Below are 14,426 nucleotides of genomic sequence, written 5' to 3' on the forward strand. Positions count from 1 at the left end.
GCCCTCCCGAAGTGAAAGGCGTCCTGAGATGACGTTTCCCGGCGCCGGCCTCCGCGCCGCCGTGGTGTCACACGACAACCTGACCGTATCGACCGGGATCGGAGCCTGGGCATGACCGCGAACCGGTACGAGCGTTCGAGGGCCGAGCTGGAGCGCGCGTACCGCAGCATCGGTGGTGCGGTCGGCTCCGGGATGCGGCGCTCGATGAAGCCGCATCAGTTGTTCTTCGACACGGCTGAGGGCAGCCGCGTCGTCGACGTCGACGGCAACGAGTACGTGGACTACGTCCTCGGCTGGGGCCCGCTCCTGCTGGGACACCGCCACCCCCGGGTGGTGGCCGCGGTGACCGACCAGCTGCAGCGCGGCGACATGTTCGGCGCCGGCCACCGCCTCGAGTACGTGGCCGCGGAGAAGTTGCTGACCGCCCTCGGCTGGGCCGAGCGTCTGCTGTGGAGCAACACCGGCACCGAGGCGGTGCAGTCCGCACTGCGCCTGGCCCGCGCCGCGACCGGCCGCAATCTCGTGATCAAGATGGGCGGCGGCTACCACGGATGGCATGACACCGTCCTGGCCAGCATCTATGACTACTCGGAAGCGCCTAAGCCGACCCCGCACTCACTGGGCCAGGCGCCGTCGTCGCTGCTCGACCTGCGGGTGGCCGCGTACGGCGATCTGGACGCCGCCACCGCGCTGTTCGAGGCCGAGCGGGGCAATGTCGCGGCCGTGCTGGTCGACCCGGTGTCGTCGAACACCGGCACCGTGACCCCGCCGCCCGGATATCTCGAAGGTCTGCGGGAGCTGTGTGACACCCACGGCGCATTGCTGATCTTCGACGAGGTGGTCACCGGTCTGCGGACCGGGCTGGCCGGCGTGGCCGGTCGTCCGGGCGGCGTCGTGCCGGACCTGGCCACCTACGGCAAGGCCATCGGCAGCGGGTTCCCGGTGGCAGCGGTGGCGGGCCGGGGCGAGGTGATCGATCTGGTGGTCGAGGGGGTGTCGCACTCGGGCACCTACAACTCCCACCCGCTGTCGATGGCCGCGGTGGCGGCGACCATCGACGTGTTGTCCGAGCCCGGCGTCTACGACCGCCTGAACAGCACGGCGAGCCAGCTCGTCGCCGGCTTCACCGCGGCGGCGGCCGAGACCGGCCACACGATCGCGGTGAACGCGCTGGGCACGATCGTCCAGGTGGTCGCCGGCGTCGATCAGATCAACAGTCCGTACGACTACCTCGTGGGTGACTGGGAGTACGGCGATCTGCTCAACGAGGAACTCACGGCACGTGGCGTGTTCTGCCTTCCCGGCGGCCGGTTCTTCCTCTCGACCGCCCACACCGCCGGCGACATCGCGCACACCGTCGACGCCGTCCGGTCCGCCATGCAGGCGATCCGCAAGCCGCACCGGGCCGGGTGAGGTCGCGGGCGCATGTCGATTCCAACCATCTTCCCTACGCACCAGCGGCCCCGAGGAGCATCCACCATGCCGACGAACGAACCCCCTGCCGACGCGAACCGGTCGGCGGACCGGTTCCTGGAGAACCGCAGACCTCACCCGGCGATGCCGGCCGGCGCCGCGGGCTGAGGGGCGCAACCATGTCTGTTGACAACGCCACGCCGGTGGCGGACAGCGGCACCACCATCGACCGGCAGGGGTCGGTCGACGTGAACGGCCGTACTGTTCGGTACTTCACCTCCAGCGGATTCGGCGAGGACCGCTCCCCGGTCGTTCTGGTCCACGGCACGGGTGGCAGCACCTACAGCCACTTCCCGTTCCTGTTCCCCATGCTGGCCACCGCGCAGCCGGTGATCTCCGTCGACCTGGCCACCCCGGACGGGCCACCGGAAGAGGGCGCCGTCCGGCTGGCGGAACAGGTCGCCGCGGTCATCGAGGAGACCGCGGGGGGCCGGCCGGTGACCCTGGCCGGTTATTCGCTCGGCTCGGTCGTGGCGGCGGCCACGGCCGCCTCGCGGCCTGATCTTGCCGGGGGACTGATCATGTTCTCGGGCTGGCTCAAGACCGACGCCCAGCAACGCCTCCGCAACGATCTCTGGCATCGCCTGCGGGCCGACGACCCGGATGCGCTGCGGAGCTTCCACGTCTACTGCGCCTTCAGCGCCGGATTCCTCGCCGTGTGTGCGCCCAGCGACATCGAGGCCCTGATCGCGTCCGCTCCGTTCGACGACGACACCGCCAAGCAGATGGAGATCAACCGGGCCGTCGACCTGACGCCGATCGTCGGTGACATCGCCTGTCCGACACTGATCGTCGCCGGCACCGAAGACCAGATGACGCCGTACCGCCAGTCGAAAGCGTTGTTCGGGGCGATCACCGACGCGCGCTTCACGGACGTCACCTCCGGGCACGCCATGGTTCTCGAACGGCCGGCCGAGATGTTGCATCTGGCCACCACGTTCAACGCCGACCCGCACCGGTTCCCGGCCGGAACCATCCTTCCCCGCCGTCACCCGTAACCTGTCGCGACCGTAGGAGCTCGCCATGCCCGAACACTCCCAGTCAGCTGACGACCCGCTGCGCGACGTCGAGATCATCGTCGTCGGCGCGGGCTTCTCCGGCCTCGGCCTCGGCATTCAGCTGAAACGCCGCGGGCACGAGTCGTTCGTGATCCTGGAGCGCGCCGACGACGTCGGAGGATCCTGGCGCGACAACACCTATCCCGGTGTCGCCTGCGACGTCCCGTCGCCGCTGTACTCCTTCTCGTTCCGTACCAATCCGTCGTGGTCGCGCATGTACTCGCCGGGCCCGGAGATCTTCGACTACCTGAAGGACGCAGCCGCAGAGGAAGGCCTGCGGCCGCACCTGCGGTTCGGCGCCGACATGCTCGACGCCCGGTGGGACGAGAACGCCAAGCGCTGGACCGTGCGGACCCCGCGCGGAGAGTTCCGCAGCGAGATCCTGGTGTCCGCCACCGGGCACCTCACCGATGTCAAATACCCCGAGATCCCCGGCCTGGACACCTTCCCCGGTGACCTGTTCCACTCGGCGCGCTGGAACCACGACATCCCGCTCGAGGGCAAACGGATCGGCGTCGTCGGCACCGGTGCGTCGGCCGTGCAGATCGTTCCTCAGCTGGCCGGGCTTGCGGAGCGGCTGGTCGTCTTCCAGCGCTCGGCGCCGTACATCCGGCCGCGCAACGACCGAGCCTTCAGCGTCGCCGAGAAGCGGCTGTTCCAGCGGGACGAGCGCAGCGTCGAGGAGTTGCGCGAACTGCTGTTCTGGACCAACGACTACTTCTTCGCCTCACGACGGATGCTTCCCGGGTTCATCGACGAGATGCGCGCGCACACGCTGAACCACCTGGCCACCCAGGTCCCCGACCCGGACCTGCGTGCCAAGCTGACGCCCGACTACGAGGTCGGCTGCAAGCGGGTGCTCGCGTCGGACGACTACTATCCCGCCCTGCTCAAGCCGAACGTCGAGCTCGAGGCGGCGGCGTTCGACCGCGTCGAGGGACAGACGGTCGTCAGTTCCGCGGGGAACTCGTTCGACCTCGACGTGCTGGTCTTCGCGACCGGATTCGAGACCTACGACCTGCCGTCCGCGCACCGGATCCACGGCCGCGGAGGTCTCGCGCTCAGCGACCACTGGGCCGGCGGCATGCAGGCGTACAACTCCACCGCGGTGACCGGCTTTCCCAACATGTTCCTGGTCAACGGGCCGGGTACAAGCTTGGGGCACAACTCCATCATCTACATGATCGAGGCGCAGGTCGATCACATCCTCGCGGCGCTGGAGTGGCGCGCGCTCAACGGCGGGGCCGTCCTGGAGGTCAGCGCCGAGGCCGAGGAGCAGTACGCCCACCGGCTCGACACCCTGGCGGCCGGGACGGTGAACCTGCGCGGAGGGTGCAGCAGCTGGTACGTCGACCCCCGGAACGGGCGCGCGACGCTGACCTGGCCCGACGTGGCACACCGGTTCCGTGACCAGTGCGCCGCGTTCGACGCGACGGCCTACGGAGTCGCCGCTGCCGCCGACCGGAGCTGATCGACCGGGTTCGGGCACGCATCGCTGATCGGCGTCAGCACATCGCAACCGGCAGGAGACGGGCCGGCCCTGAGTAACCGCGCAGGGCCGGCCCGCTGCCGTACGGCACCGATGGTCGACCTCATGGCGTGCGCACACAATCGCGGTGGATACGCGCTCGACCACACTCGTTTCTGCAGCACAGACCACGCGCAGAATTCTTTGGAGCTGGCGAAATGCAGATCACGACGGCACATTTGAGCAGCCGCACCGAGCCACTTGAGCTCCGCCGCGTCTACGGTTGTTTCCCCACGGGCGTGGCCGCGGTCTGCGCTCTGGGTGAGGACGGCACCGCGAACGGCATGGCGGTCAGCTCGTTCACCACCGTTTCTCTCGACCCGCCGCTGGTCTCGGTCAGCATGCAGTCGACGTCGACCACCTGGCCCGTGCTGAGGCAGGCGCCCACGCTCGGCGTCAGTGTCCTCGCCCATGGGCAGAAGGCCGCCGCTGCGGCGTTGGCCGCCCGGGGTATCGACCGGTTCGCGAACGTACCGCACCTGACGACACCGTCCGGGGCTGTTCTGATCGATGGCGCCACCGCCTGGATGGAGTGCGCTGTCGAAGCCGAGCACGTGGCCGGGGATCACACGATTGTTCTGCTGCGGGTGCACACCAGCGCAGGCGACCCGGCGCGGGCTCCGCTGGTCTTTCACGGCAGCCGTTTCCACGGCCTACAAGAACTGTGAGCCGGAGTCTTCGGCGGGGAGCACTGGCATCCGCGTCGTAGGCGTTGGCACCCCACACCAATCCTGAGCAGGGTCACCCCTTGCACAGTTGCCTGCGACACCGGATGACCGGTGGCGCACGGGTCCGAGCGGAAGAGACAGAGCGCATGGTGAGTGGAAGCTTCAGGCCGGCCGAGATGGCACTCGAGCCGTACCCGACCGACCCCGGCCGCCTCAGCCACGGTGCTGAGATCAACGCCGCGATGCTGTGGCACCGTGACAACGGCGAGCTCGGCGCGGTGTGGGAGATGACGCCCGGCGTCCTCGACGACGTCGACGGCGACGAGTCGTTCGTCATCCTGAGCGGGAAGGCGCGCATCGACTTCCCCGACGGGCGCGTCCTCGACCTCGGCCCCAGCGACGCCGCGGTCCTCAGCAAGGGCGACCCCTGCCGGTGGACGACCCTGGAGACCGTACGCAAGGTGGTCGTCTTCCGCCTCGCCTGATTCGGCGGGCCGCCGCGCTGTCCGGTGACATCCCGGACGGGCAGCGCGGCGATGGCACCTCACACCGATCGCCTGGCATGCTTCCTCTATCCGGTGCCTCCGCGGCTCGTGACACTGAAGTCGCCGTGGCCGCCATGCGAGGAAGGCGAACGATGACGGATCTGCACGAAACAGCTCCTTCGCCGTCGCGCCAGGCGCCGTTGCCCCCGGGAATTCCGCGCCGAGTCCCGGCGATCGCGCTCACCGTGCTTCTGAGCCGTTTTCAGCACCTGCTCATGCCGCTGCTGCACCGTCGCTACGGCGACCTCTTCCACATGCGGGTGTTCCCGGAGGGCGACGTCGTGCAGATGTGCGACATCGAGCAGATCAAGCAGGTGTTCTCCGGACCGGCCTCGGTGTTTCACGCGGGGGAAGGCAACATCGCGCTCAAGCCGATCATGGGGGAGCACTCGGTTCTCGTCACCGACGAGGACGTGCATCTGCGCGCTCGCAAACTGTTGATGCCCGCTTTCAACGGTGCGGCGCTGCGTGGATACCGCACCATGATGACCGACGTCGCCGAGGCCGAGGCGGACACCTGGCGTGCCGGACGCCCCTTCAGCGCGCACGACCGGATGCGAGCGCTCACCTTCGAGATCATCTTGCGCGTCGTCTTCGGGGTCAGCGAAGGACCGCGCCTCGACGAACTGCGCGCGCTGCTGCTGTCCGTGACGCAGATCGGCACCCTCCAGGTCCTCGCCTGGCAGAGTCCTCGGCTGTATCGCTTCGGCCCGTGGCGCGCCCTCGCCGAAAAGGAACAGCGGAGCAACGAACTGCTTCTCGACGAGATCCGGGAACGGCGTACCGCCCCGGACCTGGCCGCACGCACCGATGTCCTGTCGAAGCTTCTGACGGTGCCGGCGGACGGTTCGCCGATGTCCGACCAGGAACTGCGCGATCAGCTGATCACCTTGCTGCTCGCCGGGCACGAGACCACCGCCACCGCACTGGCCTGGGCATTCCACGAACTGGCACATGACCCGGCGCGGCTCGATCGCGCTACCGCCGCCGCCGACACCGGCGATGACGCTTACCTGGAGGCGGTCGTCAAGGAAGCGATGCGGCTGCGCCCGGTCGTCAGCGAGGTGGGACGCAAACTCACCGAGCCCGTCGAGATCGGCGGCTATCGTATCCCGGCCGGCTGGACCGTCATGCCGTCCATCCAGCTGGTGCACCAGGATTCCCGGCACTACGACGACCCGGGCGAGTTCCGGCCGGAACGATTCCTCGGCGCCGACGCCCCCGCATCGGGAGCCTGGTTTCCCTTCGGCGGTGGAGTACGCCGCTGCCTGGGTGCGGGCTTCTCCCTCATCGAGGCCACTGTCGTGCTCCGCGTGATCCTGTCGCGTTTCACGATCACCCCCGACCGGCCCCGCCGTGAGAGCGCCCGGCCGCACACCATCGGTGTGGTGCCGGCACGCGGTTCCCGTATCGTCGTGCGTCCCCGGTAGACCATTCCGGCGATCCATTGCCGTCCCGATTCATAAATGCAACCGAACTCTGTCCCGGTGTCGCTGCGGGTGGATTTCCTGGCAGCTCGGCCCAATCGTCACCTGTCTTCGCGCGCACATACTTCCGAGAGGCGTCACATGGCCCCTCATCGAAGGATTCAAGATGGCACAGCGAATGCAAGGAAAGATTGCGCTCGTCAGCGGGGCGGCCCGGGGGCAGGGGGCGTCGCACGCTCGTTTGCTCGCTGCTGAAGGAGCCGCCGTCCTCTGCACCGACATCCTCGACGATCTCGGTCAGGGAACGGTTGCTGCCATCCGTAAGGATGGCGGCGTGGCCGAGTTCCTGCACCTCGACGTCCGGTCGAGTGCAGATTGGGAGGCTGCCGTCGGGTATGCCGAGAAGACCTGGGGAAAGCTGGACGTTCTGATCAACAACGCCGGCATCGTGGCGATGGCGGGCGTTGCCGACTGCTCCGACGAGGAGTGGACGAACACCATTGCGGTCAACCAGACCGGCCCGTTCCTCGGCACGCGCGCGGCGATCCCGGCGTTCCGCCGCGCGGGCGGTGGCGTCATCGTCAACACCGCCTCCATTCAGGCGGTGCGTAGTTCCTGGGGTTATGCCGCCTACCAGATTTCCAAGGCCGCCGTGATTTCTTTGACCAAGACGACGGCGATTGAGTACGGCATCGAGAACATCCGTGCCAACGCCGTCTGCCCCTCCGCCGTCGATACCGCGATGCTGGCCTCAGAAATGGAGATCTTCGCGGACAATCCGTATTTCGACTTCGAGCGCGACTACCTCTCCCGTGTGCCGATCGGTAATCGAGTGGCGCAGCCTGAGGAGATCTCGACGGTTGTCCTTCACCTGGCGTCGGACGACTCGGCTTTCACCACCGGCCTGGTGTACCAGGTTGACGGCGGCTTCGGGATCTGAATCCTGCCTCGATCGTGAAGAGACCTGGTGAGGTGCGTTCATCGCGGTGGTCGTGGCCACCGCGATGAACACTCCAGACGCGTCAGGGACGACGCGCGAGACTCACGCCGGGTCGGGTTCGGCGAGCTCGAGCAGCGCGGCCCGCGTCAGAGCGAGGTCGTCGGCGGTGATGTAGGCGATCTCGGTCGTGATCGCGGCGGCGACGCCCTCGGCGGCGAAGCGGACGCTGTGCGTTCGGGCGGCCGGCAACCCGTCGTCGAGCAGCGCGGTGCGCCACCACGCGGCATCGGCGCGCAGAAGCTCCGCGATCTCGGGGATCTCCTCGATGCCGGCCCAGTGGGTGAAGGGGGCGAACACCTGAACGGCCTCGTCGCTGCCACCGCAGAGCGCGCGGACGTAGCCGCGCAGCAGTTTGCCGGCGCGGTTCTCGGTGATGTCGGTGTGCCGCATCACCTCGCTGTGAAAGCGTGCGATGGCGTGCTCGACGACGGCGACCAGGAGCGCGTCGCGATTGGTGAAGTGGTAGAGCACCCCGCCTTTGGAGATCTCGGCGGCCGCGGCGACGTCGGCGATGCTGAATCGCATTCCGCGCTCCTGCACCAGCCGTTCGGTGGCGGCGATGACAGCCTGGCGGGTGCGTTCCTTGTCGCGTGTCGCAGGTCGTCTAGTGGTGTCGGTCATGCGGGGGGTCCACTTCCTTGGTCGACGGGATCAATCGCCACGCGACGGCGGATGCCACCAGCAGGAGCGCCGCGGCGACCAGGGAGGTCACCTGCATGCTCTCGGTGAAGGCGTCTTTCGCGGCCTCCATGATGGCAGCAAGCTGGTCGCCGGTCTGCGCGGCGATGGCGGCACCGGTGGCGAGGGAGTCGTGGAAGGCGCTGCGCACCTGGTCGGGCAATCCGGCGGGCAGATCGAGGTGAGTCCGGTAGAGGACGTTGTGCAGTGACCCGAGCACGGCGATGCCCAGGGCGACTCCGAGTTCGTACGCGGTCTCCGAAACCGACGACGCGGCGCCGGCCCGCTCCTTCGGCACGGCGCCGACCACGGCGTCGGTGGACAGCGTCATGCTCAGACCGGCGCCGAGACCGCAGATCGAGAGCGCGGCGCACAGCAGCCAGTAGCCGGGCGTGTGCTCGGCGACGGCCAGCAGCGCGAGACCGGACGCGGAGACGATCATCGACACGGCGATGGCGCGGCCGCGGCCCAGGCGGGTCAGCACGGCGGCGGCGATGGCGATGACGAGCATCGACGCGATCGTGGCGGGCAGCTCCACCAGGCCGGCCTGCAGAGGGCTGAGACCGCGTACGAGCTGCAGGTACTGCGAGAAGAAGAACAGCAGACCGATGAAGGCGAAGACCGCGATCGTCTCCGCCGCCACCGCTCCGGCGAACGCCGGGACCCGGAACAGGGAGATGTCCACCAAAGGATGTTCGAGCCGGCGTTGCCGACGGAGGAACATCACGCCCGCCACGAGGCCGATCACCGCGGTGACGGCGACGGAGAGGCCGATGCCGTCGCTGGCCGCGTGCTTGATCGCGTAGACGATCGGGATGATCGTCGCGACCGACAGCACGGCCGACGCCATGTCGATGCGCTGGCCCGCAGGATTCCTCGACTCCGGTAGCAGCAGAATGCCGCACACCACGACGAGGATCATCACGGGCACGTTGATGAGGAACGCCGAGCCCCACCAGAAGTTCTCCAGCAGTGCCCCGCCCACGAGTGGGCCCACCGCGGCGCCGCCGGTCGCGCCGGCCGCCCACACCGCGATCGCGCTCGCCCGCTGTCTGGGGTCCTCGAACATGTTCCGCAGGATCGACAGGGTCGACGGCATGATCGTCGCGCCGAACACGCCCAGCAGTGCTCGCGTGAGGATCAGCACCTCCGGGTTCGGGGCGAAGGCGGCGGCCACCGAGGTGAGCCCGAACCCGACCGATCCGATCAGCAGCAACTTCTTGCGCCCGATCCGGTCCGCGAGGTTGCCCATCGTCACCAGCAGCCCGGCGAGCATGAACGAGTAGATGTCACCGGCCCACAGCACCTGCGTCGCGGTCGGGAGCAGGTCGGCGGTCAACGCCGGGATCGCCAGCACGAGCACCGTGCCGTCGACTGCCAGCAGCACCACGGCGAGCGTGAGCACGATCAGCGACAGCCATTCACGCCGGCCGGCGCGTTTGAGGGTGGTTTTTGCAGTCACGGGGAGCAACTGTACCATCCGAATAGTTCAACCGACCAACTGGTCAGTTAGGGGTACGGGATGCGCGTGTTGGTGGTAGGGGCAGGTATCGCGGGCAGTGTGGCGTCGTTGTCGATGCGCCAGGCCGGGCATGAGGTCACGGTCGTCGACGCCATCGCCGAGCCCTACCGTGGCGGCTATCAGATCCAGCTCGATCAGACGGCTCGGCAGCTGCTCGAGGGTCTGGGCGCCGGGGATGTCGTCGCAGAGGTGAGCGCGGCCTCCCCGGACATCCGGATCCTGCGGAAGGGGCGAAGTCTCGGCAGACTGCGCCCGGTCGGTTACCGGCTCGCTCGCCGTGGCGAGCTGGTGAGCGCGGTCTCCCGGTACGCCGCGACGGTCGTTCCCGTCCGGTTCGGCTGCCGCCTGGCGTCGATCGAACAGCGCGCCGAGCAGGTCGTCGCGCACTTCGACGACGGCACCAGCGACACTTTCGATCTGATCGTCGGTGCGGACGGCTTGCGGTCCACGGTCCGGCGCCTCGTCTTCGGTGCTGACGACCCCTTCTTCTACCGCAACGGTTACCGCAGCGTCTGGATCGATGTGCCGGCCGACGCCGCGCAGCACGAGGGCGCCGACCTGCTGGCCGGTCCCGGCGCAACGGCGCAGATCTTCCCGTACCCCGGCAAGGAAGAAGTTCTGCTGCTCACCTCCCTGAGCACCGGTGAGTACCGCTCTGAAACAGGCCGGTTGCTTCCCGGTGTGAGGCAGCTCCTGAACGCGAACGGCCCGCGGTTCAACGGTCTGCGGGACTACACCCACATTGTCGACCCGGACCGGATCCGCGTCACCCGCTTCACCCAAGTCCGCATGCCTCGCTGGCACGCGGGGCGCGTCGTGCTCATCGGCGACGCCGCTCACTGCGTCGACCCGCTCTCCGGTTCCGGAGTGCACGCGTCACTGCTCAGCGCCAGAACCCTCGCCGACGAGCTGCGCACCACCCCGCGCAACCTCGAGGCCGCGCTGTGCCGCTACGAAGCGCGGGTCCGGCCGAGTGTGAAACTCCTGCAACATGCCACGGCCGGCCTGCTCGAAGGTCTCATCGGCCGGCATCTGCGCGAACGCCTCGGCGCCATCCCCGAGCTTCTGCGGGCCACGGCGAACGCCATCCCCGCCACCATTCCGCGGTCCCGCTCGCTCAACCGCGGCAACCTCGCGGGCATCAATCCCTAGCACCGCGGCCGAACTGTCGGCGAGGTCCCCGGGATATAGCCGAGGAGCATGCGGTACGCCGGCGAACGCATGCGTCTCGGCTGACCGCTTCCCCAGAGGCTCGCCGTCAGGGCAGGGTGACGACCTGGGCCGCGTACGCAAGGCCCGCCCCGAACCCCACGAGCAGCGCGGGACCCGTCGTGTCGGGCAGGGCTGCCATCGCCTGCGGGATGGAGGCCGCTCCGGTGTTGCCGTTGGTGACGATGTCGGTGGACACCCGGACGTGCGGGCCGAGTTCCAGGGCCTTGGCCGTGGCCGAGGTGATGCGCAGGTTGGCCTGGTGAGGGATGAAGGCTGCCAGGTCGGAGGCGGAGATGCCCGCCGCGTCCAGCGCGCGCCGGGCGACGTCGGGAACGATGGCGGTCGCCCAGCGGAAGACCTCGGGGCCTGCCATCCGCAGGATGCCCGCCTCGTCGTACCGCAGCACCTCGCTGCGGGAGCCGTCGGCGCCCCACACCACCGGGCCGATCTGGGGCGTCTGCGCCGGGCCGACGACGACCGCGCCGGCGCCGTCGCCGAAGAGGAACGCCGTGCCGCGGTCGCGTTCGTCGATGATGTCGGTCATCCGCTCGGCGCCGACCAGGAGCACGTAGCCGGCCGCGCCGCCGCGGACGAGCGCGTCGGCGGTGGCCAGCGCGTACGGGAAGCCGGCGCACGCCGCCCCCAGGTCCATCGCGGCGGCGGCGGTGGCGCCCAGCGCGTCGGCCACCAGGGGCGCGACGGTGGTCGCGCGGCCGCGGTGGGACATCGTCGCCACCAGGACGGCCGAGACGTCGAGCGGATCGATGCCGGCGCCGGCGATGGCCTTGGAGCCGGCCGCCACGGCCATCGTGACCAGGTCCTCGTCGGGTGCGGCGCGCCGGCGTGACTCGATGCCGCAGCGCCGGCGGATCCACTCGTCGCTCGAGTCGATCAAGGCGGCGATCGTCTCGTTGCCCACCTCGGTCCGCGGCCGGTAGGAGGCGACGCTCACGATGCGCGAACCGAGGTGACCGGTGTGGCGCGGCGAAGGGTTGACCATGACAAACGATCTAAGCATGCCCGGCTGGGGGCCCTCGGAAAGTTACATTCCTCGCCGGTAACCAGGGGTGTGAGCAGGTAAAGCCGGGCGAGCGAACACGCGGTCGTGCCACCGGCGCAGCGGGGCCGGCGCCCACCAGTTCCAGTCGCCGAGCAGGCTCATGACGGCGGGCAGGAGCAGGCCGCGGACGACGGTGACGTCGAGCAGCAGCGCCACCGTCATGGCGAAACCGATCTCCTTGACCGCGATCAGGTCGCCGAGCAGGAAGCCGAGGAACACCACGCCGATGCAGAGGGCGGCGGCGGTGACCACCGGCCCGGACCTCTCGATGCCGGCCTGGACCGCCCGGTCGCCCTGGCCGCGATCCCGTTCCTCCCTGATCCGGGCGAGCAGGAACACCTCGTAGTCCATCGACAGCCCGAAGACGAACACGAACAGCAGGACCGGTGTGGTGACGTCGATCGCGCCCCACGAGTCGAACCCGAGCAGCGCGTCGCCGGCGCCCCACTGGAACACGACCACCAGTGTGCCGAGCGTGGCGAGCAGGACCAGCGCGTTCATCAGCAACGCCTTGACCGGGATCACCAGCGAGCCGGTCAGCACGAACAGCAGCACCGTGGTGGAGAGCAGCACGATCAGCAGGGCGATCGGAAAGCGGGCCGCCACCGAGTCGCGGTAGTCGACGAGTTCCGCGGCGGCGCCCCCGACCAGCACCGGGAACGGGGTCTCCACGGCTCGGACGGCGCGCACCGCGTCGCGGGCCGCTTGACCCGCGGTCTCGCCCCGCGGCGTGACGTCGACGATGGCGACCGGCCCGGCGATGTCGGGGCGCGGCTCGATCCGCAGCACACCGTCGAGTGTGTTGAGCGCGTTCAGATAGTCACGGACCGCGGCGTCGGCCGGGTCGGTCTCCACGACCACGACGATGGGTTCGGCCTGACCGGCACGGAAGTCGCGCTGCACCGCCTCCTGCAGCCGGCGGGCCTCCGCGGAGGCGGGCAGGGCGCGGGCGTCGGAGTTCTCCAGGTTGACCGCGAACAGGAACGGCGTCGAGAGCGCGAGCAGGCCGGCCGTCACCGCGAGCGCCACCGGGCCCGGCTTGAGCTGCGCGAATGCGGCGAGGCGGGCGAGCATGCCCGGTCCGGACACGGTGCGGCGCGGCGACGGGACGGGGATGCGGCGATGGGCGACGGCGATCAGCGCCGGTACGGCGGTCAACCCGCCCGCGGTGGCGAGGAGCACCGCGATCGCGCCGCCGAGCGCCATCGCGCCGAGCAGCGGTTCGGCGAACGCGGACAGGCCGGCCATCGTCACGGCGACGGCGAGCCCGGAGATCAGCACGGTGCGTCCGGCGGTCGCGACGGTACGGGCGAGCAGCTCCGCCACGGGCGCCCCGGGCTCGGCGTCGCGCTCCTCCCGGAACCGGGCGATCACCAGCAGCGCGTAGTCGACGGCGAGCCCGATGCCGAGCAGCGTGACCACGTTGACGGTGAATTCGCTGACCTCGGTGAGCGCGGTCAGCCCGAACAGGCCGAGAAGCGTCACCGTCACGGTGGACAGGGCGGCGGCGAGCGGGATCAGCCCGGCGACGAAACCACCGAGGATCACGGTCAGCACCAGCAGCAGGACGACCAGCGCCACCGTCTCGCCGACGGCGGTGTCCGCGACGGCCTGGTCGGCGAACGCGCGCTCGGCCAGCTTCTCGCCGCCGACCAGCACCTCGGGCGCGTCGATGCGGTGCAGCGCGGCCGCGACCGCGTCCTCCAGGCGTTCCCGCCGGTCGTCCGGCAGGCCCTCGGCCAGCTCGACGCGGATCATCGAACGCCGGGTGTCGGCGCCGATCTGGCCGCCCGGCGCCCCGTACAGGTCCTCGACCTCCCGGACGCCGTCCATCGCGCGGATCTCGCCGGTGATCGCCGTGACGCCGGCGACCAGCGCCGGATCCCACACGTCGCGCCCGCCCACGACGGCGATGACCATCGGGCCTTCGGGCTGCAACCGGTCGACCCGTGCCTCCGCGCGCTGCGACTCGGCGTCCGGCCGTACGCTGCCGGTGGTGGTGAGCCGGTCGAAGACCGATCCGCCGGCGATCAGCCCGGCGGTGATCAGAACCAGCCAGACGCCGAGCACCATCCGCCGGTGGCGAGCGCACTGACGACCGAGTCCAGCCAACATCATCGGGACATGCAAGCACGAACGCCGCGGACCTATCGACGGGCATCAGCCGGACGTACGAGCAGGTGTGTCCGGTCGGCGGGCGGTCGAGTCGGACAGCCGACGGCCTCATCGATCGTCGTCCAATTAGGATTCTTCAA

At 69.4% G+C, this 14,426-nt stretch carries 12 protein-coding genes; 8 read left to right on the plus strand and 4 right to left on the minus strand.

The annotated features are described in order from the left end of the window. Positions 1-111 precede the first annotated feature (111 nt). The 7 genes from AMIS_RS13445 to AMIS_RS13475 all read left to right on the plus strand — a co-directional run bounded on the left by AMIS_RS13445 (position 112) and on the right by AMIS_RS13475 (position 7,639). A complete protein-coding gene (locus tag AMIS_RS13445; protein WP_014442843.1) occupies positions 112-1,413 on the plus strand; it encodes an aspartate aminotransferase family protein in 1,302 nt (433 codons plus the stop codon). Between the two features lie 179 nt (positions 1,414-1,592). Next, a complete protein-coding gene (locus tag AMIS_RS13450) occupies positions 1,593-2,471 on the plus strand; it encodes an alpha/beta fold hydrolase (protein WP_014442844.1) in 879 nt (292 codons plus the stop codon). A gap of 25 nt (positions 2,472-2,496) precedes the next feature. Next, the gene (locus AMIS_RS13455) at positions 2,497-4,002 is read left to right on the plus strand and encodes a flavin-containing monooxygenase (protein WP_014442845.1); all 1,506 of its coding nucleotides are present in this window, start codon (positions 2,497-2,499) and stop codon (positions 4,000-4,002) included. A gap of 215 nt (positions 4,003-4,217) precedes the next feature. Continuing rightward, complete coding sequence (locus AMIS_RS13460) at positions 4,218-4,727, plus strand: flavin reductase family protein (RefSeq protein WP_014442846.1); 510 nt, start codon at positions 4,218-4,220, stop codon at positions 4,725-4,727. Positions 4,728-4,903: 176 nt separating this feature from the next. Further along, positions 4,904-5,212, plus strand: coding sequence for a cupin domain-containing protein (locus AMIS_RS13465; RefSeq protein ID WP_041829741.1), 309 nt, complete (start codon positions 4,904-4,906; stop codon positions 5,210-5,212). Between the two features lie 134 nt (positions 5,213-5,346). Next, positions 5,347-6,702 (plus strand): cytochrome P450, encoded by a 1,356-nt coding sequence (locus tag AMIS_RS13470; RefSeq protein ID WP_083888802.1) that lies wholly within the window; start codon positions 5,347-5,349, stop codon positions 6,700-6,702. A gap of 163 nt (positions 6,703-6,865) precedes the next feature. Next, complete coding sequence (locus tag AMIS_RS13475; protein WP_014442849.1) at positions 6,866-7,639, plus strand: SDR family NAD(P)-dependent oxidoreductase; 774 nt, start codon at positions 6,866-6,868, stop codon at positions 7,637-7,639. Between the two features lie 102 nt (positions 7,640-7,741). Here the strand turns inward: AMIS_RS13475 and AMIS_RS13480 are convergent, their stop codons facing one another. Beyond that, positions 7,742-8,320 (minus strand): TetR/AcrR family transcriptional regulator, encoded by a 579-nt coding sequence (locus AMIS_RS13480; protein ID WP_014442850.1) that lies wholly within the window; start codon positions 8,318-8,320, stop codon positions 7,742-7,744. Further along, complete coding sequence (locus AMIS_RS13485; RefSeq protein ID WP_231859296.1) at positions 8,304-9,839, minus strand: MFS transporter; 1,536 nt, start codon at positions 9,837-9,839, stop codon at positions 8,304-8,306. Before AMIS_RS13485 ends, AMIS_RS13480 begins: the two co-directional genes overlap by 17 nt. A gap of 60 nt (positions 9,840-9,899) precedes the next feature. Here AMIS_RS13485 and AMIS_RS13490 point away from each other — a divergent pair, with 60 nt between their 5' ends. After that, on the plus strand, positions 9,900-11,051 hold the full coding sequence (locus tag AMIS_RS13490; RefSeq protein ID WP_014442852.1) for an FAD-dependent oxidoreductase: 1,152 nt from the start codon (positions 9,900-9,902) through the stop codon (positions 11,049-11,051). Positions 11,052-11,157: 106 nt separating this feature from the next. Here the strand turns inward: AMIS_RS13490 and AMIS_RS13495 are convergent, their stop codons facing one another. Continuing rightward, complete coding sequence (locus AMIS_RS13495; protein ID WP_014442853.1) at positions 11,158-12,111, minus strand: beta-ketoacyl-ACP synthase 3; 954 nt, start codon at positions 12,109-12,111, stop codon at positions 11,158-11,160. Positions 12,112-12,153: 42 nt separating this feature from the next. Further along, complete coding sequence (locus AMIS_RS13500) at positions 12,154-14,289, minus strand: MMPL family transporter (RefSeq protein WP_231859297.1); 2,136 nt, start codon at positions 14,287-14,289, stop codon at positions 12,154-12,156. Between the last annotated feature and the right edge of the window lie 137 nt (positions 14,290-14,426).

The organism is Actinoplanes missouriensis 431 (assembly GCF_000284295.1).
GTDB classification, from domain to species: domain Bacteria; phylum Actinomycetota; class Actinomycetes; order Mycobacteriales; family Micromonosporaceae; genus Actinoplanes; species Actinoplanes missouriensis.

Bases quoted from the DNA above. Each gene is read 5' to 3' on its own strand.
- AMIS_RS13445 (WP_014442843.1), top strand. From the start codon at position 112: ATGACCGCGAACCGGTACGAGCGTTCGAGGGCCGAGCTGGAGCGCGCG.
- AMIS_RS13450 (WP_014442844.1), top strand. From the start codon at position 1,593: ATGTCTGTTGACAACGCCACGCCGGTGGCGGACAGCGGCACCACCATC.
- AMIS_RS13455 (WP_014442845.1), top strand. From the start codon at position 2,497: ATGCCCGAACACTCCCAGTCAGCTGACGACCCGCTGCGCGACGTCGAG.
- AMIS_RS13460 (WP_014442846.1), top strand. From the start codon at position 4,218: ATGCAGATCACGACGGCACATTTGAGCAGCCGCACCGAGCCACTTGAG.
- AMIS_RS13465 (WP_041829741.1), top strand. From the start codon at position 4,904: ATGGCACTCGAGCCGTACCCGACCGACCCCGGCCGCCTCAGCCACGGT.
- AMIS_RS13470 (WP_083888802.1), top strand. From the start codon at position 5,347: ATGCGAGGAAGGCGAACGATGACGGATCTGCACGAAACAGCTCCTTCG.
- AMIS_RS13475 (WP_014442849.1), top strand. From the start codon at position 6,866: ATGGCACAGCGAATGCAAGGAAAGATTGCGCTCGTCAGCGGGGCGGCC.
- AMIS_RS13480 (WP_014442850.1), bottom strand. From the start codon at position 8,320: ATGACCGACACCACTAGACGACCTGCGACACGCGACAAGGAACGCACC.
- AMIS_RS13490 (WP_014442852.1), top strand. From the start codon at position 9,900: ATGCGCGTGTTGGTGGTAGGGGCAGGTATCGCGGGCAGTGTGGCGTCG.
- AMIS_RS13495 (WP_014442853.1), bottom strand. From the start codon at position 12,111: ATGGTCAACCCTTCGCCGCGCCACACCGGTCACCTCGGTTCGCGCATC.
- AMIS_RS13500 (WP_231859297.1), bottom strand. From the start codon at position 14,289: ATGATGTTGGCTGGACTCGGTCGTCAGTGCGCTCGCCACCGGCGGATG.